The following is a 24,803-nucleotide window of genomic DNA, read 5'->3' as shown; positions in this document are numbered from 1 at the left end:
GGACTGGCCCTGCTACCTTTTTTCTTCTCTTCACTTTTTCAACGATTTAATCATTTCCAATTCTGTTAAGACAATCGGAATTAACGGGTGACCCACATCCAATTCGGAGACAGACTGCAATGTTTTTTCATAGCCGTCTTCCGTAATCATTTGCTGCAGCTTAACCGCTTCTTCATCCTGTTCATTTTCATATTCCAATGCTGATGCTATTGTTTTAGCAAGGTGGAATGGTTCTTTCCCTGTCACATCCAGATAAATACTTGCTGGACGAATCAGACGATCGTTCGGCCCAAGCTTCCGAATTGGTCCGCGTGCTACCCTGGTAACTTCGTCAGAAATATACGGGTTCATAAAACGCTGGATAATCTTATTTATATACGTTTGGTGTTCCTCCCTATCGAATTGATAGGTTTGAATCAATGCTTCCCCTGATTCTGTTAACGCACCCTTGATAATTTCTTGAACATGTTGATCGTTCATCGCTTCATTAATCGTTGCATAACCCATGTAGCGGCCGATGTAAGCTGGGACCGCATGACCGGTGTTAACAGTAAATAACTTCCGCTCGATATATGGCTTTAAATCGGCTACGTACGTGACTCCATCAATTGATGGTTTTGCACCCTTGATTGCTGTTTCCTCTACGACCCATTCATAATAAGGCTCAACCGAAACCTCCAGCAAATCATCATTTGCCTGGTTGGGAACAATCCTGTCAACAGCTGCATCCGGAAAGCCAAATATGGCATCAAAAGATGTCCGTTCCTCTTCTGTTAAATGCTCGGCGACCTTTTCTTTTAATAAAGAACTCCCACCTATCATATTTTCACAGGCAATAATATTAAGTGGATGTTGATTGGATTTCATTCTCGCTTGTAAACCTTTTGCAATCAGTTCTGAAATCACCGCCAAAATGTTCGGGCCGACAGCTGTTGTGATAATATCAGCGTTGACGATAGCTTCAACCACTTTGTCCGGATCAGTGATGCTGTTGATTCCGGAAACGTTTTTCACTGTTAATGTTTCACTATTTTCAGAGGCCAACACGACATTATACTGCTGTTTTTCGTTCAGTTCCTGAATGACAGCGTCGTTTACATCAACAAATGTGGTATGATAATTTGCTTGATATAGAAGGGATCCAATAAATCCGCGACCAATATTTCCAGCGCCAAAGTGTACAGCTAACATTTAATTCACCTCATCAAATAGTGCTATGATTTCTTCTTTTGTTTGGGCTTCCACGATTTTATCAATATTTTCTTCTTCAGAACAAACGATAGCAATTTTCGATAGAACGTCTAAATGCTCATCACCTTTACCAGCAATACCGATAAGGACTTTAACAATGTTTCCATTACCAAAATCAACACCATCTGGTACAGTTACTACCGTTAGCCCTGTTTCCAGAACGGCACCTTTTGCGTCATCTGTTCCATGTGGAATCGCGACATTATTGCCCATAAATGTGGAGGTCATTTCCTCTCTCTCAAGCATTTTACCAACGTATGATTCTTCCACATATCCGTTCGTCACCAGAATCCCGCCAGTATAACGAATGGCTTCCTCTTTATCGCTTAATTTTACGTTTAAATGAATATTGTCTTTGCTTAACACTTCTTTTGCCATAACTAGATGCACTCCTTATTAGAAATTCTTGGATTCTCGCCTATAATGGGCGAATGCCTTAGAGTTTCTTCAATTTGATAATAGATTTTTCTCTTGTAAAAACTTTTGAAACTGGCTTGACAGGAATTGTTTGATCTGTGTTTCATTCCCTGATTCAAACAAGTCAATATTCTCCTGCCCCTGAATCAATAAGCTGCTTAAGTAACTGAGGACCTCCAGCACTTCTTGATGTGTAACCTCAGGGGCAAGCATGACTAGCAGCGTGTCCATTTCCATACTTTCGCCATCCATCCCAAGAATGGTAATCGGATGATTCAACGAATAGATGGAAAAGTTTGGGCTTACTACATCCATTGACCGTGCATGAAAAAGTGCCAGGGAAGTATTTGGAATCCCAAGCCCGCCAATCTGTTCCCGTTTCAACAATCTATCTAAAATATTTTCTTGATTCTGTATGAGCTCCTTTACCTCTAATTCATTGCATACCATCCGCAAAATAGATGTAATTGAGCTTTCTTCGGTAATCTTTTCCACACGAAATGATGACAGTAAATCTACAATTGCTTTTGTATAATTTTGCATTGCTTCAAACTGCGGAATGTAATCTGTGCTTGATGTGTCTGTTACAGAAGCAGCACTGTTTTGGCTTTCGTACGTTTTATAAGCAAGCTTTTTCTTCCTGATTACTTTCTTTATGCGATGAGCTTCCGCTTTTGTCAAAATTGGTGAAGCGAGAATGTATTCACCTGCAAATTCTTTTAATGGGATAGTCGAAACAACAATGTCATAATCATCCGGATTAAGATGTTTCAAATCAAATAATGATTTATTGTCCACTTGTTTAATTTCAGGAACACGCTGCACTAATTTTGTCGATAGTATTTTCGCTGTTCCTATTCCACTGGAACAAACAACTAATGTCTTCAGGTTGAATTCTTCTTCCCCATGTAATAACGCTGCAGCGAAATGAAGAACTAGAAAAGCTGTTTCATCATCCGGAAATTTCATGTCAGAGAATATTTCCTGAACCCCTTCCCTGATTAACTGAAAAAGATCCGGATAGTCTTTTTTAATTTCTTTGATTAGTGGGTTTGTTATATTCATTCCTTGTTTTAACCGGTAAATCATCGGTTTCAAATGTGCCGCCAGATCATTTAATAGTGAAGCATTGTTCGACAAATCCATTCCCATGTGTGACTCTACATAGGAGATTAACTGCTTTGTTTTATAAGCAATATCCAGGCTTGAATCTTCAATAAGATAATGGTGATCAATCCGCAGCTTCGCACCCATTAGATGCATCGTTATATATCCAATTTCATCATCGGGGATCTCCATAGATAGCGATATTTCCAAATCCTGAATTAGTTGTTTGGCGATTTCGTACTCTTTTGTTCCTTCAATTTGCTTCATAAACGCTTGGTCAAATTCAATTTTATCGCCTTTTTGTAATCGTTCAATTGCTAATGTCAGATGGACAACTAAACCAATAAAGGCACTGTCAGCCAATTCATGTGGCAGTTGATTCCTTGTTTGTTCTACTCTATTTTCAATCGTGGTCAGCGTTTCGGGATTAACCATCCCCAATAATCGATTTGAAATAACGGTCAATGGCTGTTTCAATTTTTTTCCCAGGTTTTCTTTTAAAAGTGAGACGAATTCAAAAGGGTCCACATTTTTGGCAATCAAATTACTTATTGCAGAACGTTTATTTGTTTCATTTCCCTCAATTCTAACTCCATACCCTCTTTTTCTTACCAAATGCAGGTTAAACTTTGCTAATTCTTCCTCTAACTGATCCAAATCGTGACTAATTGTAGCAATCGTCACTTTCAACTCATTGGCAAGGGTGAACAGTTTCATGGGTTCCTTCGCTTCAAGAAGTGCTGCTAAGATAATTGTCTGCCTTTCTTCCAAGGTATAGTCAGATGATGACGCACCGGAAAGCGCTGCTTCCAACTGCTGTTTATTCATTCTGTCTCCTGTTATTCGAAGTCCGCTCCCGGACTTTTTCAGCAGTTCCAAATTGTGATCGAAAATAAGCTTTTCTATACCAGTCAAGTCACGATGAATTGTTCGTTCACTAACCTGAAGTTCAACAGCAATCTCTTTTATCCTCATTTCTTCTTGGGCATGCAGTAAAAGTTCAAGAATCTTTCGTTCACGTGCGGATACATACAAAACTGTCACCCCCTTGCATGGTTGATTTTGCTTATTTTTTAAGTCGTTCCACTAATTCATCATATTTCGGACTGTTTAAGAAATTTTCCACAGAGATATGTTCAGCACTTGGCAGTTTTGCCTTCGCACGATCTGTTAAGTCCTTATGGGTAATGACGATGTCTGCGTCGTTAGGCAATTGGTCAATCGCAGTATTTGTAACAAATATATCAATATCTGCCTTTTTAAACTTATTCTTTAATAACGATGATCCCATTGCACTCGAGCCCATTCCTGCATCACAAGCAAAAATAATTTTGTCTATATCTTCTGTGCGCTTACCTTCAACTGACGATTCCTCATTAGCTTGGTTCAGTGAATCTGATACGGAGCTCTTCTTCCCTTTCATTTCTTCCATTTTACCAGTAGCTTCTGATAAATCTTCATCGTCTGTTTTACTTGATTTCAAAATAACCGATGCAATGATAAAGGAGACAGCCGTCGCAACTAGTACACTTATAATTACACCCAAGTAACTGCCTTGTGATGTCATAGCTAAAACAGCAAAAATACTTCCCGGTGATGCTGGAGCTCTAAGACCTGCGTCAAAAATGGAAAGCATGAATATGCCACTTATACCTCCACCAATTGCAGCTAAGACCAGCATTGGTTTCATTAGAACATAAGGGAAATAAATCTCATGTATCCCGCCAAGAAACTGAATAGCCGCCGCACCAGGTGCCGAACTTTTTGACATCCCTTTCCCAAAAATAGAAAAAGCAAGCAAGATACCAAGCCCTGGTCCAGGGTTTGCTTCCACGAGGAATAGAATGGATTTCCCTACCTCGGTAGCCTGTTCAAGTCCAATCGGAGTTAGTATCCCATGATTTATAGCATTATTTAAGAATAATATCTTGGCCGGTTCAACAATAATGCTTGCCAGTGGCAGCAAACCTGCACTAACAATTGCCTCAACACCGGAAGCCAATATATTATTTAACGTTTCCACTACGGGGCCGATAAACTGAGTTGCAAGACATGCTAGTATTGCACCAAGAATACCTGCTGAAAAGTTATTATAAAGCATTTCAAATCCAGCACGAATCTTATCTTCAAACAAATCATCGATCTTTTTCAATAAATATCCTGCCAGCGGACCCATGATCATGGCACCTAAAAACATCGGGATATCTGAACCAACGATAACACCCATTGTTGCAATTGCACCAATAACTCCACCACGTTTTTCAAGTACCATTCGTCCACCCGTATATCCAATTAATAGTGGCAACAGATACTTGATCATGGGGTCAACTAATTTTGCCAAATCCTCATTTGGCAGCCAGCCGTCTGGAATAAATAAAGCAGTTATAATTCCCCATGCGATAAACGCACCAATATTTGGCATAATCATACTGCTTAAATAGCTGCCAAAACGCTGTACTTTAGCACGTACTCCTTTTTCAGCCATATAAAACACCCTCTCCAAAAAATATAAATAAATAATAATTCCTTACCTTAAGGATACAGCGCTTACAAAGTCCTTATCAATCCAAACTAAAGGCTAATTTGTCAAAGGGGATGTTGACATAATTTAATAGCAGTTTATTGTTATTGTTTTCCAAAATGAACCTTCCATACCTATTTTTCAACACTAAAAAAGACCCATCCTTGTTACAGGATAAGCCTTTCACCTTCAAATCAAGCTTCACATTCTTCAGCTGCCAGCAACAGACATCCCGTGATGCCGGCATTGTCCTTTAACCCTGGGGCAACAATATAGTCTTCAAGGTCTGGCGTTGAAACATATTCTTTCATCAAGTTTCTATATTCACTGCGAATTAATGGCAGTAACTGTTTTTGTTTCATCACACCGCCGCCCAGGACAACTTTCTCCGGTCTGAGTGTTAATGTGTAATTCGCAATGCCTTGCGCAAGATAGTGTGCTTCCATTTTCCATACATGGTCTTCCTTTTCCAGTTGATCACCCTTTTTTCCGTATCTAGCCTCAATTGCCGGTCCTGCCGCAAGTCCTTCCAGGCAGTTTTCATGATAGGGACAGAAGCCTTGGTAGGTATCATCTGGATGCAACCGTACGAAAAGATGTCCCATTTCTGGATGTCCATAACCTTCAAGGACTCTACCATTTACAACGGCACCTCCGCCGATTCCTGTGCCGACTGTCAGGTAAAGACAGCTCTCACTATTTTTCGCATTACCTCGTTTGTATTCACCATAAGCGGCAGCATTAACATCTGTCGTCCAGGCAACTGGAATGTGATAACGCTTTTTAATTGCGCCTAAAAAGTCAAAGTTCCTCCAGCCCGGCTTCGGTGTTGTTGTAACATGCCCATATGTAGATGAATTTTTATTCACATCAATCGGACCAAATGAACCAATTCCAATCGACTTTAAGGAATATTCGTCAAAAAAAGTAAATACTTGGTCCAGTGTTTCATCCGGCACAGTCGTAGCTATGCTGACTCTATCAATGATGTCAAACTGGTCATTGCTGACAGCGCATACAAATTTGGTACCGCCCGCCTCTATTGCTCCATAGTACATCTGTTCATCCCCTCACTTTAGATTCTATAATTCTATGTATGAAATCTATTATACGGTTTATTGATGGACTACTCAATATATTGATAGATGAAAAAAGTTTAGAAAGGCCATTTGACCCTTCTAAACTTCTAACCTATCCTTTAACAGACCCGGCGAGCAACCCACGCACAAAGTATTTTCCAAGGAAAATATAGACGAGTAACGTTGGTAATGCGGCCATCAATGCTCCGGCCATTTGTACGTTCCATTGCACAATTTGGCTGCCGGATAAATTTTGCAACGCTACCATGATTGGCTGGTTCTCAGAGGTCGTAATCGTAACTGCAAATAAAAATTCGTTCCAGATATTGGTGAACTGCCAGATTGCGACAACCACGAATCCGGTAATTGACAAGGGAACAATAATGTGGCGAAAAATCCCTAAGAAGTTTGCCCCATCAATTTTTGCTGCTTCGATCATGGTGTCCGGAATACTGGCATAGAAATTACGAAACATTAATGTAGTAATCGGTAAACCGTAAACCACATGAACCAATATCAGGCCTGGTATTGTATCGTACAGCTCAATGGTGCGTAAAAACTGTATTAACGGAATTAAAATACTTTGGTATGGAATAAACATCCCAAATAATATAATCGTAAAGATGGTGTTTACACCCTTGAATTGCCATTTCGACAGCACATATCCGTTCATTGCTCCAAGCAATGCAGACAACAGTGTTGCGGGTATAACCAGATAAATACTGTTCATGAAGTTAGGTGCCAAATTTTTAAAAGCCTCAACATATGAGGTGAAATTAATCGATGTTGGCAATGCCCACATTTGTTCCAGTGATACCTCGTCTAATGGTTTTAGACTTGTTACGATAATGACATAAATAGGCATGATAAAAATTATCGCTACAACGGTTAAAATGAAATATTTTAAGATTTTTCCTATGTTCATCGCGGCCATCAGCTATCACCCTTTCTACTATTCCATAAATACGGAACAATAAAGATTGCTACTAGAAGTAACATGATAATGGCAATTGCGGCCCCGTTCGCATAATAATGACCTCTAAATGTTGCCTCAAACATATACATTGCTGGCACATCCGTTACAAAATTCGCTCCTGACCCAGTCATTGCGTAGATCAAATCAAATATTTTCAACGAAATATGTGCCATGATAATGACAATAGAAACTGTAATTGGCATGAGCATTGGTAAAATGACTTTTCGATAGATTTGAAACTCAGAAGCTCCATCCATTCGGGCAGCCTCCCGTAACTCATCGGGAATTCCCCGCAAACCTGCCAAATACATAGCCAATGAAAATCCTGTCATTTGCCAGACGGCAGCAATGACGACAGCAATGATGGCAACTGGCAATCCGAATTCAATGCTGCCCCATTCGAATCCCGCGAGAATATTTGTATCTGTATACCATTTGGGATGAATACCGAATGCACCCAGGAATTGGTTAAATCCTGTTGATGGATTAAGCAGCCATTGCCAAACAACACCTGTCACAATAAATGACAGAGCCATTGGAAACAAAAAGATGTTTCGATAAATCGATTCACCCTTTAGTTTTTGATCGATTAAAATCGCAAGCCCCATTCCAAAAATAATAACAAGTCCAATAAACAGGACGGTAAAGAACAAGGTGTTTCTCAAATCCGATTGAAACCGAAAATCATGGAATAAATAGACATAATTTTCAAGCCCTGCGAAAGAAAAATCAGGAACAAGGGTATTCCAATTACTTAGCGAAACATATCCCGTCCATCCGATAAATCCATAAACGAAAAGTAAGATTAATAGAAATGATGGAAGTAAAAATGCGATTGCCGTCCATTGATCTTTGGAAAACTTTCTTTTGCGTCTTACATGTATATCACTAGCCAAAACATCCCCCTCTTCCTCCATGTTAGGGTTAAATTAGAAGAGGCTGCCCTGATTGCATGAGGCAGCCCCATTCGTCGTTACATTTCAGATGATGCATTTGTTAATGCTTGGATAAAGTTATCGACATCACCTTGTGTCACAAAAATATTTACTGCCTGATTTACTTTGGTTAGGAACCCTGCTGATGCAGCAGAACCATGCGCAAGACTTGGAACCAGTCGTGCATTTTTGAAATCTTCCATTGTATCTTTTCCGTATTGATCGTACTTGGAAGGATCAGCATCAACACGCGCCGGGATGGATCCCTTCAATGGATTAAATGTATCCTGGCCTTCAACAGATCCAAGCAGTGTTAAGAATTTCTTCACCTCTTTTGGATTCTCAATGCCTTTTGGTAAGCCAAAGGTATCTGTGATAACCACAAAGTCCCCTTTTGTATCAGGGAAAGCAAAGTAACCAAAGTCCTTATTTGTTTCCATATCCAAATCGTTTACAAAGTATCCCTTAGCCCAGTCTCCCATATTGATCATGGCAGCTTCGCCATTTGCTACAAGTTGAGCAGAATCCTGCCAGTTACGGGATGCATGGTCTTCGTTCACATAGCCAAGAATTTTCTTGAACTTTTCTGCCGCTTCGACAACCTGTGCATCGTCAAGGGCTATTTCACCGGCGAACAGCTTCTGATAATCATCTGGTCCAAGAACACCAAGCAGCACATTTTCGAATACTTGTGTCGCAGTCCATGATTCTTTATCACCTAATGCTAAAGGTACAACGCCAGCAGCCTTTAATTTATCAGCCGCTTCGAAAAATTCATCAAACGTTGTCGGTACCTTCACACCATTTTCCTCAAATACCTTCATGTTATAAAAAATAACGTTTCCGCGATGAATATCGACTGGAACAGACCAGATATGGCCGTCAGAGCTAACTAAATCAATTAACTCCTCAGGAAATTTATCCATCCAATCATTTTCTTTATAAAAATCATCCAGCGGTTCCATTTTGTCTGCCGCTACCCAGCCTTCATTTAACTCCGCGCCACCATGGACCTGGAATGTTGATGGCGGATCATCACCTTGCATTCTAGTCGCAAGAACTGCTTTTGCGTTTGTTCCGGCGCCACCGGCAACAGCGGCATTTTCAACTTCGATGTCTGGGTATTCTTCTTTAAACAGATCAATTAATGCAAGTAACCCATCTTCCTCACCGGCGCCAGTCCACCAGCTGAAAATTTCTACTTTGCCACTTGCTGATTCTCCGCCCCCATCAGAATCTCCACCTGATCCGTCTGACGAATCACTACAGGCTGCGAGTGCAAATACTAATGAAAATAACGCGATAATTCCTAACCATTTCTTCACTTGTGTATCCCCCTTTTTGTTAACGCTTTCATACTAATTATAAGAATCAATTTTCCATTTAAGAAAATAATTTTCTGTACATTTTTACGATTATCTTCACTTTTTAAAGATACCCTGCTGAAAACGTTTAGGAGAGTCATGATAATATTTTTTAAACACCCTGCTAAAATAATTCGGATCCTTGTAACCAACCATATAGCTGATTTCTTTTAAAGAATAGAGGTTTTCTTCGATTAACTCTTTCGCTTTTTGCAAACGAACTTTTGTTAGATAATCAATGAATGTTTCACCGATTTCCTGTTTGAACAAATTGGAAAAATAATTGGGACTAAGATTCACGAATGATGCTGTTTCTTCCAGGGTGATGGCAGATTGATAATGGTTTTGAATATAGGTCTTCGCCTGCATCAAATATTGTTTTGATTGGTAATACTCATTCAGCTTAAGACAGCTCATGGTAATAAATGTCTGAAAGTCCTGCGTTGATTTCAAGGCACTAACGGAATGCTCTTCCGTGGCAATGTCCCTTTTTAATAGGATGCTTTTCATTTCAATATACAGATTTTCTCTGTCTGCTGACGAGAAACGGCTCGCATGTTTTTTAAAAGTGGCAATCGCCTGTTCATTATTACCTTTTGTAACTTCATCAAGAATCGTGGAAATGACTTCATCAATCGCGCGTTCCTTGGTCCTCTTTAAAAAGCCATATCTACTGTTCTGTTCGCCTGCGAGCTGGAAACATGCGGCATACGCTTCAGAATAAGACTTTGGCAGTTGACCAATGTGCGTGTATGGATATCCAATCCCAATGAACATACCACTATCTAACTGTATTTTTCTTGCAAGCGTTAGAAGATCAGCTTTGCTATGAATTTTTTGTGCCAATACACAAACGGTGATATTGCCTTCTGATTGCAGTAATATATATGGATCTGCGATGCATCTTGCGAGCGTCTCTTCCAATTGACCCCAATCAGCCCCACTACAGACTAAAAAGAAGCCGCTTTTCATATCCGGATACAGATCGCGCTGGGTTTCCATCACGCTTTCGTCAATCGTATGGTGCATTAGTTTCATGATGAGCCGTTCTTTGAGCAGTTGATCTGATTGCATTTTTTCCTGTGACTGCACGCGTTCCTCTTCGATTTCCTTCTGTACCCGGAGTAACGCTTTAACAATTTCATCTTTCTTTCCGGGCTTTAGAATATATTCCTTTATGCCGAATCGCATCGCCTTTTTTGCATAGTCAAACGAATCATAGGCCGAAACAAGAATAAACTTAATCGACGGGGTAACGCTGTTAATCTGTTCGATTGCTTCAAGTCCATTTATCCCGGGCATTTTGATATCCATAAAGATAATATCCGGTGCCAGCGTATTTGCTAGAGTGATTGCCTTTCGCCCGTTTTCCGCTTCACCAACAACATCGATGTCAGAAAAGTTATCCTCAATGAATTTCCGCATCGCCTTTCTCTCCAACAATTCGTCCTCTGCGATTAAAATACGCATCATTTTCCCCCTTACTCTTTTGGCAATATAAGTCTAATGGTTGTCCCTTGATCAACTGCCGAATCAATCTCGACTACATGTTTTTCCTGGTAGAATAACTGCAGGCGGCGAATGACATTGGATAGGCCAAGTCCTGTGGAATGGCCTACATGTTCACCTGAATCATTTGTTAATGATAACAACTGTTCTATTTGGCCATCTTCCATTCCCGCTCCGTCATCGGTCACCTCTACCACAACAGCAGCTTCCGTTTGATAGATTCGCAGTACAATAACACCGCCCTCTTCCCTCTCCTCAATCCCATGGATAAATGCATTTTCCACTAATGGCTGCAGCGTCAACCGTGGCACAAGAATCTCTAGGCAGGAATTATCAGTTTCCAGTTTGAATTGAATCCGTTCGGAAAAGCGTGTTTTTTGAATTAAAAAGTAATCTTTGACGACTTCTACCTCATCCCGTAAAGCGACCTTCCCGCCAATATCACCTAAACTATGACGAAGCAGCGTTGCGACAGACTCGATCAGGTTGGAGGTAGTCTTTGCCTCCTCCAAGTAGGCCATTTTCGATAAGGTGTTTAATGTATTAAATAAAAAATGTGGATTGATTTGGTTCTGTAAATGCTTTAATTCCATTTCTTTCACTAATCGGTCCAATTCCGATTTATCCTTTATTTCCTCGACAAGTCCATGTATGTTTGAACGCATCTGATTAAAGGTATCCGCTAGCAGCTTTAGCTCGTCCTTCGATTTGATGTGAACAGGTTCACCGGCCAATTCACCCCGTGACACTTCCTTAGCGGCACTCGATAGCTTTTTCAAGGGACGTGTGATACCGCTTGAGAACCAATAGGCAAAGAAGATTGCCAGCATCATACTAGTGATAAATAAGAAGATGATAAACCAAAGAAACGATTGATTGCGCAGCTGCATATCTTGATAAAACGATTGATAGTCCGTCAACTCTAGATTGATTAACTCGAGTGTTGATTCCTGTATGTAACTGGAAGCATTTCGCGTTTCCTTCAAGTGGTATGTATATTGCTCAATATCATTTCTGATGACAAAACCAACCGTCAATTCAGTTTCATTGATAAATGTTTCGATTAAATTTACGTAGTTCTGCAATTCCACCTGACCAATTGTGGTAAAAGTGGTCCCTAATGCTTCTTTATCGTCAATTAATAACTTTCTAGTTTGATAGTATGCCTTTGCATTCTTCTGCTTGGGTTCCGTTACGTATGCTGCTGTAAGTGTATACAATTCCTCGGACTGTTTTGAAATAGAATTAAGCAGCAAAAACCGCTGAAAGCTGTCATTGTAAGATGTTGTTAGCTGATTAGAACTGACAAAAATGGAGATGGCTGTCATGTAAAAAAGAATAACAAACACAAAGAAGTAGACAATTAATTTCCCCCTAATCGTCTTCATTTTTCGCACCACCATGCCCGTTCACTAAGTCCTGCTTTTGAATGATTTTAGTCTCGGTAAATTTTTTATGATCTAGCAGCTTATGGTGTTGAAGCTCAATCATCACCTCAACAGACTCTTTCCCCATCTGTTTTGGATATTGAGCGATTGTTGCATCAAGTAACCCCGCACGGACAAGCTGCATGGTTTCCGGCAAAACATCAAACGCCGTTATAAAAATATCTTCATTAGGTGCTATTTCATTCACCGCATGAACAATGCCAATTCCATCCAACGCACTGGTCCCAATTAACGCATTGATTTGCGGATATTGCTTTAACAACGAATAAGCAGCCTGAGTTGCGCCAATTTCTGTGATATTTGATTCCCGGCGATCAATAATGTGAATCCGGTCGACCGCTTCAACGACGTTCTTAAATCCAGCAATTCTTTCCTGTTGATTAATCGCATCAAACCGTCCCATCACAATCCCCACGTATTGAGGTCCTGTCGTATTTTCAATAATACTCTTGCCCGTTAGCTGGCCAGCATAAAAATTATCCGTACCAACATATACCTGCCGTTCACTCTGTTTTACATCGGTGTCAACCGTGATGATGGGGATTCCCCGCTCTCTCCCTTTGTGCACCAATTCAATAAAACGTTCGCCTTCAATTCCCTGAATGATTATCCCGTCAACCTTCGCGGATATCATTCGGTCAAACAGCTTCAGCACCTCACTATTATCAGCCTTTTTCGGGGCAACATACTCCAGGTAAACATTGCTTTCCTTTGCTGCCTGCTTCGCGCCTTTTTCCACTAGCCGCCAATAGTCGTTATCACTTTCCTCCGCAATCAATGCAAAGTGATACGCATAACTCTTGGACACCACCTGCTCCGGCTCAATATAAAACGTCTTATATCCATATATGAACATCCCCACCACACTAATCACAAAAAAGACTGAGCATGTTGTGTATAGCAGTAACTTCATCCCTGCTGTCACCTCCCGTATTATGTCATACCTTGTATCTCCCTTAATTCAGTTGTTTTCTATTATTATACCTATTTGATTGGGTTAGACAATGAAGAAAGGTATTCCCTGAACGAGAATACCTTTCTTCTAGAATCTAGTATTAAACCTACGCATGCGAAACAACAAACTCCGCGTCCCCAGACAATTCATACTCTTTTATTCCATGCGGCAAAATAAAATGATCACCTTTTTTGATAGAAAAATTCTTGTCATCTACTGAAATGGTAGCACTGCCATCAATCACACTAACTTGTAAATAATCATGATCCAGCTTTTTAACCACGGTACCATTCAATTCCCAGTGATGAACAGTAAAGTATTGTTCTTTTACCAACCGCTTGCCTGTCAAATCACCAATGACTTCGACACCTTCCGCACCACTCGCTGGTTGATGGGGTACAGTAGTAACTTGTTTCGCCCGTTCTTTATGTAATTCGCGCTTATTGCCGTTTGCATCCGTTCGGTTGTAATCATACACACGATAGGTAATATCTGAACTTTGCTGCGTTTCCAGGATGACGATTCCTTTTCCGATGGCATGGATTGTACCACTTGGGACATAGATGAAATCGCCAGCTTTTACCTTTACCCGCTGCAGTAAATCATCCCACTCCCCATTATCCATCATGGCTTCCAAGTCCTCACGAGACTCTGCTTGATGGCCCAAAACTATTTCCGCATCAGCCTCGGCGCTAAGCACGTACCAGCACTCGGTTTTTCCGTATGGCTGTCCTTCCACTTCACGTGCAAATTCGTCATTCGGGTGCACTTGGACCGATAAATCCGCATTGGCATCCAAAATCTTAACAAGCAACGGATATGCTTCCTCATTGCCAGCCTGTTTTTTAAACAGTTCCCCGTGCTCATTCCAGGCATCTGCAAGTGTTTCTCCCTCCAGCGGACCATTTGTTATTACACTCGGTCCATGCGGATGGGCGGAAATCACCCATGCTTCTCCAGTTTTCTCGAACGGAATTGGATAATTATATTCAGTATTTAGCCTCTGCCCGCCCCAGATTCTTTCCTGAAATACTGGTTTGAGAAAAATTGGTTCGTTATACATAAAAAAGCCCCCTTTACTTCTACCCCTTATATTACATGAAAAGCGTATGTAAGAATATCATTAAAACAAGCTAATCATACTTTGCACAAAAAACTGCCTGCCCTTCCAAAATAATATCCGTGTACTAGGTAGCTTTATTTTTCGGATGATATATTTAGAATTTGGCCGTTAAATTTCTAATTTGGCGGTTATTTTTGAAATTTGGCCGATATATTTCCAGTTTGGCTGTTATTTTTGAAATTCGGCCGATATATTTCCAGTTTGGCTGTTATTTTTGAAATTTGGCCGTTAAATTTCTAATTTGGCAGTTATTCCATGAATTTAGCCGAAAATCCAAGTTTGGCCGTCACCCCCACGCCCCGTCGCAGCTTAATCGTCCAGTTCACTTTTATTAACCAGCCTCATCGTATAAACCAAAACCGCAATCACCATCGTCATAACGACTGCAAGAAATAACCAGCCAAACATAAATGATCCCGTTTTATCAACAATGAGTCCAAAAAGCGGTGGACTGACAATTACCCCCAAAGAGCCTAAGGTAATGCTGAAGCCACTGGCAATTCCAGATTGTTCTCTAGGGACAAGTTCTGTTGCAGTATTCATCCAGATTCCGTTAAATCCAGACATACAAAATCCAAGGAAAACCGTAATCAGGGCCATCACCCAGAATGATGTACCCGTCGGTAAAAATGCGACAGTTAGCGACAGTAATATAGAAAAAAACGAAATAATAATCAGGACGATTATTCGTTTTCCGTTGAATAGTCGATCACTAATCATGCCCCAGATTATCCGTCCAAACGAACCGCTTACTTCTGATATAACGAGCAATATCCCCGATAAAACTAGATTTATCCCAAGTTGCTCATAGGCGAACAATACAAGGTAGGTGTTCAGAGCCATTTGACCACCGTTCAAACCCATCGCACAAATACTAATAAGAATCAGTGCTTTATGTTTAAATAAGGCGTAGATCGAGGGCAGTAACTGGCTTGGTTCCTTACTTGTAATTCCCGCTGAAACTTTCTCAGGGGGTGGATCCTTATAAAATAAAAAGGCCAGAAATCCGACAACAATTAACAGCATACTTGCTCCGAGCAGGACTGGACGCCATCCCCATTCACTTGCAAGAGGAAGCAGCAAAAGAGCGGACAGCGCTGATCCAAATGTAACTCCCATCTGCTTGATCCCCATTGCTGTACCACGCTTCTTAGCGGTAAACCAATAGATAATACCGCGGTTTGATGCGGGATGCATGGACCCATAACCAATGCCGCCTAATGTAATCAGAACAAGAACGACTACAAATGCGGAAGATAAAGTCATCAATAAGAAGCTTAATCCTAAACAAAGGGAAAGCATTAATAAGACCCTTCTTGATCCTACTAAATCGGTAAAATATCCTATCGGAATGGCAGCAAGCGATTGCCCCAAAAACAATGCAGCCGGCAACATTCCGATTTGAGCCATAGAAAGGGATAAATCCGCACCGATTAAAAGCCCAAGTGGTGCAAGACTTCTTCCAATAAAAGCCACCGATACTTGCGCGGCAAACAGCCACGCCAACATTTTCCAGGGATTAATTTTAGTTGCCGGGTACGGCTGTATATCGTTCATTCCCATTTGCACTCAACTCTTTTTCTATAGTTTAGTAACAAAAAATCATTGATAATATTTAACTTTTTAAATTGTTGACAAAATACAGATAACAATATACTATACAAGAAAACGCTTTCATGTCAAGGAGGTGAAACCCATTAGTCCTATCGTAAAATCAGAACCTTTTCATATTCAAGCATATAAACACATCCAAAATCACCTGTTGGAAAATGAATTTTCACCTGGTGAGCGTCTAACAGAATCAGGTCTTGCAAACATGCTGGGAGTGAGTCGTGGTCCCATCCGTGAAGCTATTCGCATGCTGATACATGATGGACTGCTCGTTCAAAAAGGTGTCCATATCTACGTTTTCGACCCGACATTTGATGATGTTGTCGACGTTTATCTGTGTAAAGAAAGATTAGAACCACTGGGTGCGAAGCTATCAGCACAAAATATGTCACAAGCCGATAATGAAGCCCTGATGGACATCATCAACCGGACAAAAACCGCGTTAGCTAACAATGAAAAACGAGAAGTCGTCAAATATAATACTGCATTTCATGATTTAATCGTGCAATCATCAGGTAATAAGCAATTAATTCAATTTATGAATTTAATCCATGCGAAGAACATGTATATGCGAAACAATGTGCTAAGCAACTATTCCAGAAGAGATAGTTTTTTTGACGAACATGTGCGAATTGCTGATGCCATCGTTAACGGTGATGGTGATCTTGCTGAGCTAGAAATGAAACAGCATGTTCAAAATGACATCAACATGCTTGATACTATTTTTAAATCAAATCAAAAGGATGATTCTATATGACCCAAACGTTGGAAGGGTTGAAGGTGTTGGAATTAGGCAGCTTAATTGCCGGACCATTTGCGGGTAGATTAATGGCTGAATTTGGTGCGGATGTTATCAAGGTTGAGCCTCCAGGAAAAGGTGATCCACTCCGGGAATGGCGCCATATTTACGAAGGCCAATCACTTTGGTGGCGGCTTCAGGCCCGAAACAAAAAATCGGTCACCATTGACTTAAAAAGTGAGGAAGGACAAAACATCGTTAAATCGCTGGCTAAGGAGTGCGATATTATTATTGAGAACTTCCGGCCCGGGACACTTGAAAAGTGGAACATTGGGTATGAACAGTTAGCTGCCATCAACCCAGGCATTATCATGGTCAGGGTATCTGGTTACGGTCAAACTGGTCCGTACCGGGATAAAACTGGCTTTGGCAGTATTGGTGAATCGATGGGCGGAATCCGCCATTTAACGGGCTATCCGGATCGGGCTCCAACTCGGGCTGGAATCAGTCTTGGCGATTCCCTTGCAGCCATGTATTCCGTGATTGGAGCGCTTATGGCGGTTTACCATCGTGACGTAAAAGGCACGGGTGAAGGACAGATTGTCGATGTCGCACTCTATGAGGCTGTCTTTAGTTTAATGGAAAGCATGCTTCCTGAGTACGATAAATTCGGCGCGGTTCGTGAAAGGACTGGTTCTTCCCTGCCAGGTATTGCACCTTCCAATACGTATCAATGCAGCGATGGGAAATACATTGTGATTGGCGGCAATGGTGATGCCATTTTCAAACGATTAATGCAGGCAATTGGCCAGCTAGAATTGGCGGAGGATGAACGATTCACTAGTAATAAAGGACGGGCGGAACATGCAGATTTTCTAGATACGAGAATAGAAGATTGGACGAAAACAGTAGATCTCGAAACTGCCTTGCAGACACTTGACGATGCTAAGGTTCCGGCAGGGGCTATTTACAGCATTGAGGATATGGTGAAAGATCCTCAGTACCTGGCCCGGGAAATGATTCAGAGCTTCAACCTTGGTAATGATGATTCGCTTAAGATTCCAGGTGTAGTACCAAAAATGAGTAAGACGCCAGGCGGAACAAACTGGTTGGGTCCTAATCTAGGGGAACATACCAATCAAATTATGAAAAATTTATTAGCGTACGATGAGGACAAGATCCAGAAATTGAAAGATCAAGGAGTTATATAAGCTTTTTGAAAGTGGGTGGTTCATGTGAAACGAATTTTTATTCAAGAGGTTGTTGCGCGGGATGGTCTGCAAAACGAGAATCAATTTATTCCCACCGATCAAAAGATAGCGTTAATTAACCAATTAAGTGATGCGGGAGTCGACAAAGTTGAGGTCACCTCCTTTGTCTCACCAAAAGCAATACCAAATTTAAGCGATGCAGAGGAAGTGATGAAAAAAATCACGCGCAAGCCCAATGTTACTTACTCCGCTTTGGTTCCTAACCTTAGAGGCGTTGAGCGGGCGATGAAATGTGCTGTTGATGAACTTAATCTTCTCGTATCAGTGAGTGAAACACATAACCTGAAAAATGTACGCCGAACCACTGATCAAACGTTTGATAGCTTCAAAGAAATAATGGACTTTTTAGCCAATGAGGATATTCAGCTGAATGGCTCGCTTGGTACATCGTTTGGCTGCCCGTTTGAGGGAGATATTCCAGAGGATAAGGTGCTTCGTCTGATTGATAACTACCTGGAACTGGGGATAAGTGGAATAACACTCGCTGATACGACGGGGATGGCGACACCCGCACAAGTCTATCAATTATCCACCAACGTTTTAAACCATTGGCCAGATTTACCATTAACCCTGCATTTTCATAATACAAGAGGAATGGGGTTAGCAAATGTACATGAGGCAATACGTGCTGGAGTAACTAGATTTGATGCTTCCTTAGGAGGGCTTGGCGGCTGTCCATTCGCCCCTGGTGCTAGCGGTAATATTTGTACGGAGGATCTCGTACATATGCTGGCATTCATGGGATATGAAATGAATACAGACCTTGACCAGCTGATTGGCGCTGCAAACTATCTGCAGTCATTGTTAACTCATGAAGTGCCGGGCCAGATTATCAAGGCAGGAAAAATTACGGACCTTCACTCTGCATCACAGGTATAGAAAGGAGAAACGAAAATGGCGGCAAAAACGCTTTTTGAAAAGGTTTGGGAAAACCATGTAATTGATTCACCACTGGAACAGCCATTACTCTTTATTGATCTGCATTTAATTCATGATGTCACTTCGCCTCAGGCATTTTCTTTACTGAAAGAACAGGGACGAACAGTCAGGCGGCCGGATTTAACATTTGCATCAGCCGACCACAATGTTCCAACAAAAGATAGAAACTTGGAATTTAAGGACGTGCTGGCCGGAAAGCAAGTGGAGGCGTTAATCGAGAACTGTAAACAATTTGGGATTACTGCTTATGATCTGGACCATCCTGACAACGGTATTGTCCACATTATTGGTCCGGAACTTGGATTAACAACACCCGGTAAAACTATCGTTTGCGGGGATAGCCACACTTCCACGCATGGGGCATTCGGAGCGTTTGCATTTGGAATTGGTTCAAGTGAAATTACGCATGTTTTGGCAACCCAAACGCTTCCGCAAGCGAAACCGAAAACGATGAATGTACAAATTGAGGGTAAGATGCCGGACGGTGTCAGCAGCAAAGATATTATCTTACACATCATTGGGGAAATTGGCACCCATGGCGGGGTTGGTCATGTAGTGGAATTCACCGGTAGCACAATTAGGAACATGTCGATGGACGAACGAATGACCATCTGTAATATGGTGCTGGAAGCCGGTGCACGGTCAGGAATGGTTGCGCCGGATGAAACAACTTTCGCTTATTTAAGAGATCGCAAGTTTGTGCCAAAAGACGGGAAATGGGACGAAGCAGTCGCGGAGTGGAGAACACTTTTCAGTGATCCAGATGCCGTCTATGATAAAACGGTAAAAATAAACATAGCTGATTTAGCTCCACAGGTTACCTAGGGAACCAACCCCGGTCAGGTAACAGCAATTGACGGTTCTATCCCCTCCCCGGAAAGTCATTCGGATTCCGAAAAGAGGGATGCGACAGTTTCAGCCCTAGCCTATATGGATTTAGAGCCACAAATACGATTGGGCGACATCGACATTGACCGGGTATTTATTGGTTCCTGTACAAATGCCAGAGTAGAAGATTTACGCTTAGCTGCCCAAGTAGCCCGTGGTCACAAGGTTCAAGACAATGTAACAGCCCTTGTCGTACCAGGTTCCTATCATATTAAAAGACGCGCCGAACAAGAAGGTTTGGACAAAGTTTTCATTGATGCCGGATTTGAGTGGAGAGAACCTGGATGCAGTATGTGCCCCGGCATGAATCCAGATATCGCAAATCCAGGAGACAGGGTCGCCTCCACCTCCAACCGCAATTTTGAAGGAAGACAAGGAAAGGGCGTACGAACACATCTGGTAAGCCCGGCAATGGCAGCTGCTGCAGCTATAACAGGTCACCTGACAGATATTAGAGGATGGAACTATACGGGAGAGGTGAAAAAGAATGAAACCATTTCGTAACTATACGGGATCTGTTGTACCGCTTCCTAAATCCAATATTGATACCGACATCATCATTCCAACAGAATTCTTGAAGCGGGTTGAACGAGCAGGGTACGGACAACATCTGATGTATTATTGGCGGTTCGATGAACATGGTGGGCCTCGCAAGGATTTTGTACTGAATAACAAAACATATGAACAAGCCAGTATTCTGCTAAGCGGGGATAATTTCGGCTGCGGCTCTTCAAGGGAGAATGCCGTTTGGGCCTTGCATGATTATGGCTTTCAAGTAATAATTGCCCCCTCTTTCGCCGATATTTTTAAGGGGAATTGCTCAAAAAATGGACTGTTGCTGATTGAGCTGGATCAGGGACAAATGCAAGAATTGTTCGAGCTTGAGAAACAGAACCCAAACTTTTCCATGCATGTGGATTTGGAAAATCAAATAATTCACGCCGTATCTGGATGGGCTGCATCATTTCAAGTAGCGCCCCACATCCGGCATAAGTTTTTAAATGGGTTGGATGATATTGACCTGACCATGACTGCTATAGAAAATATTTCGGCTTTTGAGCGACAAAGAGCCTTTTATATGAATCCGTGCGTCAACTAAATTCCGAATTTTAAAAACGATAGGAGGAGTTTGAACCTTGAAATTTATAAAGGAACCAATTAAAAACGGGAAGCTATGGATAGTTTTTGGTGTTTTATTTTTGCTAAGTGTCCCTTGGTATTTACCCGAGGGCAGCTACAAGCCTTTGATTCTCGGAATTCCTTATTGGGGCTGGATTGTACTGCTCGTTTCCCTAGCCTTTTCGGCAACAATAACGTACGCAATCAAATACTTATGGATCACTGAGGGAGACGATTCGAATTATAAGGAGGATGAGTAATGACAGGAGAATTAGCTTTTGGCGGTTGGTCCGGCGTCCTAATTATGGTCGTGTATGGTCTCATTATGCTTGCGATCGGATTGGTAACGTATTTTAAGAATAAAAATATTCGGGAAAGCAACCAGGAATACTATTTAGGCGGTAGAGGTCTTGGCGTGATGGTCCTGTTCTTCACCTTTTATGCTACCCAGTACAGCGGCAATACGATTATCGGATATGCGCCGCAAGGGTACAGAATTGGTTTCGAATGGCTTCAGTCCATCACATTTATGATTTTGGTCATGGTCGGCTATTTGTTATTCGCGCCAAGATTGTATGTATTAAGCAGAAAATTTAATTTCATTACACCTTCTGACTGGCTAGCAAAGCGTTTCCGGTCAAAAAGTATTACCATTTTAGGTTCCCTGCTCATGCTGTATGGCCTAGGTAACTATCTGCTTGAACAACTTGTCGCTGTTGGACAGGGTGTTTCCGGACTTACTGGTGGTACGGTGCCATATCAATTATGTGTTATCTTTTTTATCGTCATTATGCTTATCTACAGCTGGCTTGGCGGCATGCGTTCTGTAGCTTACACGGATACCATGCAGGGAATTGCCCTGCTCTTTGGTGTATTCATTCTGGTAATCGGTTCAATTATCTATTTTGGCGGCCTGCCTTCAACGGCTGATTATATGGCGGCATTTACACCTGATAAACTGGGAGTTCCCGAAACGAGTGGGATAGTCGGCTGGTTCAGCATGCTCGTCCTTGTGCTGATCGGGGCATCTATTTATCCGCACGCCATTCAGCGGATCTTTTCTGCCAAAAGTGAGAAGACGCTTAAGAATTCCCTGATTGGCATGGCATGGATGCCATTCGTAACAACCGGTGTTATTTTATTGGTCGGGATTATCGGCATCAGCGCATTTCCGGACTTAGGTGAAATGGAATCAGAAAAACTGGTTGGGATGATGGCAAACGCGATCGCTTCCGAAAATATATTTTTCTACTGGGCTATGATCCTGTTATTCGGCGGTATCATCGCTGCCATCATCTCTACAGCTGACTCGGTGCTTCTGACCTTTTCATCTGTTATTTCCAAGGACTTATACGGCAGGTATATTAACCCAAAGGCAACCGAACACAAGCAAATTTTCGTCGGAAAAATTACTGGTATTATTGCAACCGGTGTGCTGTTGATAATTGCCTGGTATCCACCAGCAACGTTGTATGAAATATTTGTTTTGAAATTTGAATTACTCGTCCAAATTGCACCAGCCTTTATTCTGGGACTCTATTGGAAACAGCTTCACAGCAAATCCGTTTTTGTTGGTATGCTTGTCGGTACGATTCTTGCTACAGCAATGACCTTTGCAAATATCACCCCGTTTGGCATATTCAGCGGCCTCTGGGGGCTATTCGTCAACCTGATTATTTGCGTAATCGGCAGTCTGTTATTTAATATTTCTAAAGTTGAGGAAAAAGAAACAGACAAGGTAATTGGATTGTAAGCGGATTTAAAGAAAAGCGGAAGCGCCTGTTTAGAAGCGGACGCATAAGCAAGGGACCGAAGAACGCAGGAGTTTCGCGTTCGTAGTGTCCATTGCTTATGACGGCAGCTTCTGGGCGCTGGAGCTAGACAGATTTTTATTTATGCTTTCTGATCTTTTAAAAACAGCCTTTCTCCCGGTGCGTGGGAGAAAGGCTGTTTTGAATTAGGCCGATATTTTTAGAGTTCGGCTGATATATTCGGAATTCGATCGTTAAATTCTGAGTTTGGCCGTTATATTTGGAATTTGGATGATATATCTGGAGTTTGGCCGATATTTTCGTAATTCAGCTGATATATCCGAAGTTTGGTCGATAAACGTTAAGTCCGATGAATTCCATTTTACCAACCAAATGCTCCCCCTAAGCCAACAGTAGAATTTACAAGAACGCACTAATAATCAATGTTACGACAAATCCGACAAGTGCAATGATCGTTTCCATGACTGTCCAGGATTTCAGTGTGTCTTTTTCAGACATGCCGAAGAAACGGTTGACCATCCAGAATCCGGAATCGTTCACATGTGACGCGATAGTAGCACCTGATGCTATGGTAATAACGAGCAAGGCTGTCATCGGACCTTCAATACCAAGTGTGTCCATAATTGGTATAATTAAGCTGGCTGCTGTGATCATTGCAACTGTTGCCGAACCTTGGGCAATCCGAATTGCCGCTGCAACTAGGAAAGCAAATACAATGATTGGCATATTTAGATTACTCATTGTATCAGCCAGAACATCGCCAATTCCTGTTTCTACAAGAATTTGGCCAAAAACGCCACCGGCACCAGTGATTAAGATGATGATACCTGCAGGCTCAAGTGATTTCGTGGCAAGTTCCTGAATCTCATCTTTGGAATAACCACGGCGTGTACCTAATAAATAAAATGTCAGCAATGCAGTGATGGTTAGCGCAACCCCAGGGTTACCGATAAATTGCAGGATGGAGCGTGCTGTACTTTCTTCAGCCAGTGTTGCTCCTGCGAAAGTATTTAACAGAATAAGAATTAACGGTAATAGAATGAGTACTGCAACCATACCGAAGCTTGGCAGATCCTTATCGTACTTTTTGTCTTTCGCCTCATCTGCCATATTTTGCAGCATAACACTCGGTACTTCAACATGGATTTTTTTCGAAATATACGTACCGAATACTGGTCCAGCTAGAATAGCCGCAGGAACACCGGCAATGAAACCAAACAGGATAACCCAGCCAATATTAGCGCCTAATAAAGAAGCAACTGCGATTGGGCCAGGTGTTGGCGGTACGAAGCTGTGTGTTACTGCTAAACCTGCTAGCAGTGGAATCCCGTAAAATAGCAGTGACTTTTTTGTTCTTTGTGCCAAACTATATAAAATCGGCACTAAAATAACAAAGGCAACGTCAAGGAAAACTGGAATAGAAATGATGAAACCAGTCAATACAAGTGCCCAGTTAACCCGCTTCTCCCCAAATTTATTCATTAACGTAAGTGCCAAACGCTCAGCACCACCAGAAGCCTTTAAGATTTCACCAAACATGGCGCCGACACCGATAATAACGGCAATCTCGGCCACCGTTCCGCCCATTCCGTCTGAGACGGCCTGCAATATTTTGGACGGACTCATTCCTGCCAGTAAACCTACAATATAACTTACGACTAGTAATGCTAGAAACGCCTGTAATTTGGTGCGCATAACAAGAAATAATAATAGAGCAATTCCAAAAACGGCAATTAAAATTAACCAAGTTGTAGACATATATTTCTCCTCCTCATTTGT

Annotated in this window: 21 protein-coding genes and 1 pseudogene; 7 read left to right on the top strand and 15 right to left on the bottom strand. The window is 41.6% G+C overall.

Annotated features, from left to right (window positions below; all coding sequences use genetic code 11):
- Positions 1 to 30 precede the first annotated feature (30 nt).
- From CFK37_RS10315 to CFK37_RS10255, 13 genes are all read right to left on the bottom strand, one after another.
- Entirely contained in the window at positions 31 to 1,191 is a 1,161-nt protein-coding gene (locus CFK37_RS10315; RefSeq protein WP_089061774.1) for a mannitol-1-phosphate 5-dehydrogenase, read from the bottom strand.
- Positions 1,192 to 1,629, bottom strand: a complete 438-nt coding sequence (locus CFK37_RS10310; protein ID WP_089061773.1) for a PTS mannitol transporter subunit IIA — start codon at positions 1,627 to 1,629, stop codon at positions 1,192 to 1,194.
- A 69-nt stretch (positions 1,630 to 1,698) separates the two neighbouring features.
- Positions 1,699 to 3,810: a BglG family transcription antiterminator gene (locus CFK37_RS10305; RefSeq protein ID WP_089061772.1), complete on the bottom strand. Its 2,112-nt coding sequence runs from the start codon at positions 3,808 to 3,810 to the stop codon at positions 1,699 to 1,701.
- A gap of 31 nt (positions 3,811 to 3,841) precedes the next feature.
- Entirely contained in the window at positions 3,842 to 5,260 is a 1,419-nt protein-coding gene (locus CFK37_RS10300; protein ID WP_089061771.1) for a PTS mannitol transporter subunit IIBC, read from the bottom strand.
- A 230-nt stretch (positions 5,261 to 5,490) separates the two neighbouring features.
- On the bottom strand, positions 5,491 to 6,354 hold the full coding sequence (locus CFK37_RS10295) for an ROK family protein (RefSeq protein ID WP_089061770.1): 864 nt from the start codon (positions 6,352 to 6,354) through the stop codon (positions 5,491 to 5,493).
- A 133-nt stretch (positions 6,355 to 6,487) separates the two neighbouring features.
- The gene (locus CFK37_RS10290) at positions 6,488 to 7,300 is read right to left on the bottom strand and encodes a carbohydrate ABC transporter permease (protein ID WP_425445383.1); all 813 of its coding nucleotides are present in this window, start codon (positions 7,298 to 7,300) and stop codon (positions 6,488 to 6,490) included.
- Positions 7,301 to 7,308: 8 nt separating this feature from the next.
- Positions 7,309 to 8,247, bottom strand: a complete 939-nt coding sequence (locus CFK37_RS10285; RefSeq protein WP_245837199.1) for a carbohydrate ABC transporter permease — start codon at positions 8,245 to 8,247, stop codon at positions 7,309 to 7,311.
- A 77-nt stretch (positions 8,248 to 8,324) separates the two neighbouring features.
- On the bottom strand, positions 8,325 to 9,611 hold the full coding sequence (locus CFK37_RS10280) for an ABC transporter substrate-binding protein (RefSeq protein WP_089061767.1): 1,287 nt from the start codon (positions 9,609 to 9,611) through the stop codon (positions 8,325 to 8,327).
- Between the two features lie 96 nt (positions 9,612 to 9,707).
- Complete coding sequence (locus tag CFK37_RS10275) at positions 9,708 to 11,120, bottom strand: response regulator (RefSeq protein ID WP_172840489.1); 1,413 nt, start codon at positions 11,118 to 11,120, stop codon at positions 9,708 to 9,710.
- Positions 11,121 to 11,131: 11 nt separating this feature from the next.
- The gene (locus CFK37_RS10270; RefSeq protein ID WP_089061765.1) at positions 11,132 to 12,547 is read right to left on the bottom strand and encodes a sensor histidine kinase; all 1,416 of its coding nucleotides are present in this window, start codon (positions 12,545 to 12,547) and stop codon (positions 11,132 to 11,134) included.
- A complete protein-coding gene (locus CFK37_RS10265; protein ID WP_089061764.1) occupies positions 12,534 to 13,520 on the bottom strand; it encodes a sugar-binding protein in 987 nt (328 codons plus the stop codon). The genes CFK37_RS10270 and CFK37_RS10265 overlap by 14 nt, the downstream gene beginning before the upstream one ends.
- A 148-nt stretch (positions 13,521 to 13,668) precedes the next feature.
- Positions 13,669 to 14,625 carry a mannose-6-phosphate isomerase, class I gene (gene manA / locus CFK37_RS10260; protein ID WP_089061763.1) on the bottom strand — a complete coding sequence of 319 codons (957 nt, stop codon included), beginning with the start codon at positions 14,623 to 14,625 and terminating at the stop codon, positions 13,669 to 13,671.
- A 369-nt stretch (positions 14,626 to 14,994) separates the two neighbouring features.
- Positions 14,995 to 16,248 (bottom strand): MFS transporter, encoded by a 1,254-nt coding sequence (locus CFK37_RS10255; RefSeq protein ID WP_089061762.1) that lies wholly within the window; start codon positions 16,246 to 16,248, stop codon positions 14,995 to 14,997.
- Positions 16,249 to 16,372: 124 nt separating this feature from the next.
- On the opposite strand from CFK37_RS10255, the gene CFK37_RS10250 reads away from it, so the two are divergent.
- The 7 genes and pseudogenes from CFK37_RS10250 (at position 16,373) to CFK37_RS10220 (ending at position 23,005) form a co-directional block, all read left to right on the top strand.
- Complete coding sequence (locus CFK37_RS10250) at positions 16,373 to 17,053, top strand: GntR family transcriptional regulator (RefSeq protein ID WP_089061761.1); 681 nt, start codon at positions 16,373 to 16,375, stop codon at positions 17,051 to 17,053.
- Positions 17,050 to 18,246 (top strand): CaiB/BaiF CoA transferase family protein, encoded by a 1,197-nt coding sequence (locus CFK37_RS10245; protein WP_089061760.1) that lies wholly within the window; start codon positions 17,050 to 17,052, stop codon positions 18,244 to 18,246. Before CFK37_RS10250 ends, CFK37_RS10245 begins: the two co-directional genes overlap by 4 nt.
- Positions 18,247 to 18,270: 24 nt before the next feature.
- A complete protein-coding gene (locus CFK37_RS10240) occupies positions 18,271 to 19,185 on the top strand; it encodes a hydroxymethylglutaryl-CoA lyase (protein ID WP_089061759.1) in 915 nt (304 codons plus the stop codon).
- A gap of 15 nt (positions 19,186 to 19,200) precedes the next feature.
- Positions 19,201 to 20,637: pseudogene (leuC, locus tag CFK37_RS10235) on the top strand (3-isopropylmalate dehydratase large subunit).
- Entirely contained in the window at positions 20,621 to 21,232 is a 612-nt protein-coding gene (gene leuD / locus CFK37_RS10230) for a 3-isopropylmalate dehydratase small subunit (protein ID WP_089061758.1), read from the top strand. Before leuC ends, leuD begins: the two are co-directional and overlap by 17 nt.
- Positions 21,233 to 21,269: 37 nt before the next feature.
- Positions 21,270 to 21,512, top strand: a complete 243-nt coding sequence (locus CFK37_RS10225; protein WP_089061757.1) for a hypothetical protein — start codon at positions 21,270 to 21,272, stop codon at positions 21,510 to 21,512.
- Positions 21,512 to 23,005 (top strand): sodium:solute symporter family protein, encoded by a 1,494-nt coding sequence (locus CFK37_RS10220; protein WP_089061756.1) that lies wholly within the window; start codon positions 21,512 to 21,514, stop codon positions 23,003 to 23,005. The genes CFK37_RS10225 and CFK37_RS10220 overlap by 1 nt, the downstream gene beginning before the upstream one ends.
- Positions 23,006 to 23,257: 252 nt before the next feature.
- On the opposite strand, the gene CFK37_RS20540 is transcribed toward CFK37_RS10220, so the two are convergent.
- Positions 23,258 to 23,392 (bottom strand): hypothetical protein, encoded by a 135-nt coding sequence (locus CFK37_RS20540; RefSeq protein WP_281251591.1) that lies wholly within the window; start codon positions 23,390 to 23,392, stop codon positions 23,258 to 23,260.
- A 31-nt stretch (positions 23,393 to 23,423) separates the two neighbouring features.
- Positions 23,424 to 24,782, bottom strand: a complete 1,359-nt coding sequence (locus CFK37_RS10215) for a GntP family permease (RefSeq protein ID WP_089061755.1) — start codon at positions 24,780 to 24,782, stop codon at positions 23,424 to 23,426.
- Positions 24,783 to 24,803: the final 21 nt, after the last annotated feature.

It is taken from the genome of Virgibacillus phasianinus, from assembly GCF_002216775.1.
GTDB classification, from domain to species: Bacteria; Bacillota; Bacilli; order Bacillales; family Amphibacillaceae; genus Virgibacillus_F; species Virgibacillus_F phasianinus.
This window is presented reverse-complemented; position numbering and strand designations above follow the sequence as displayed.

What these genes read in the sequence shown, in the direction of transcription:
- CFK37_RS10245 (WP_089061760.1), top strand. Translation starts at nt 17,050, where the DNA reads ATGACCCAAACGTTGGAAGGGTTGAAGGTGTTGGAATTAGGCAGCTTA.
- CFK37_RS10270 (WP_089061765.1), bottom strand. Translation starts at nt 12,547, where the DNA reads ATGAAGACGATTAGGGGGAAATTAATTGTCTACTTCTTTGTGTTTGTT.
- leuD (WP_089061758.1), top strand. Translation starts at nt 20,621, where the DNA reads ATGAAACCATTTCGTAACTATACGGGATCTGTTGTACCGCTTCCTAAA.
- CFK37_RS10300 (WP_089061771.1), bottom strand. Translation starts at nt 5,260, where the DNA reads ATGGCTGAAAAAGGAGTACGTGCTAAAGTACAGCGTTTTGGCAGCTAT.
- CFK37_RS10315 (WP_089061774.1), bottom strand. Translation starts at nt 1,191, where the DNA reads ATGTTAGCTGTACACTTTGGCGCTGGAAATATTGGTCGCGGATTTATT.
- manA (WP_089061763.1), bottom strand. Translation starts at nt 14,625, where the DNA reads ATGTATAACGAACCAATTTTTCTCAAACCAGTATTTCAGGAAAGAATC.
- CFK37_RS10290 (WP_425445383.1), bottom strand. Translation starts at nt 7,300, where the DNA reads ATGAACATAGGAAAAATCTTAAAATATTTCATTTTAACCGTTGTAGCG.
- CFK37_RS10295 (WP_089061770.1), bottom strand. Translation starts at nt 6,354, where the DNA reads ATGTACTATGGAGCAATAGAGGCGGGCGGTACCAAATTTGTATGCGCT.
- CFK37_RS10275 (WP_172840489.1), bottom strand. Translation starts at nt 11,120, where the DNA reads ATGCGTATTTTAATCGCAGAGGACGAATTGTTGGAGAGAAAGGCGATG.
- CFK37_RS10215 (WP_089061755.1), bottom strand. Translation starts at nt 24,782, where the DNA reads ATGTCTACAACTTGGTTAATTTTAATTGCCGTTTTTGGAATTGCTCTA.
- CFK37_RS10220 (WP_089061756.1), top strand. Translation starts at nt 21,512, where the DNA reads ATGACAGGAGAATTAGCTTTTGGCGGTTGGTCCGGCGTCCTAATTATG.
- CFK37_RS10255 (WP_089061762.1), bottom strand. Translation starts at nt 16,248, where the DNA reads ATGGGAATGAACGATATACAGCCGTACCCGGCAACTAAAATTAATCCC.
- CFK37_RS10310 (WP_089061773.1), bottom strand. Translation starts at nt 1,629, where the DNA reads ATGGCAAAAGAAGTGTTAAGCAAAGACAATATTCATTTAAACGTAAAA.
- CFK37_RS10265 (WP_089061764.1), bottom strand. Translation starts at nt 13,520, where the DNA reads ATGAAGTTACTGCTATACACAACATGCTCAGTCTTTTTTGTGATTAGT.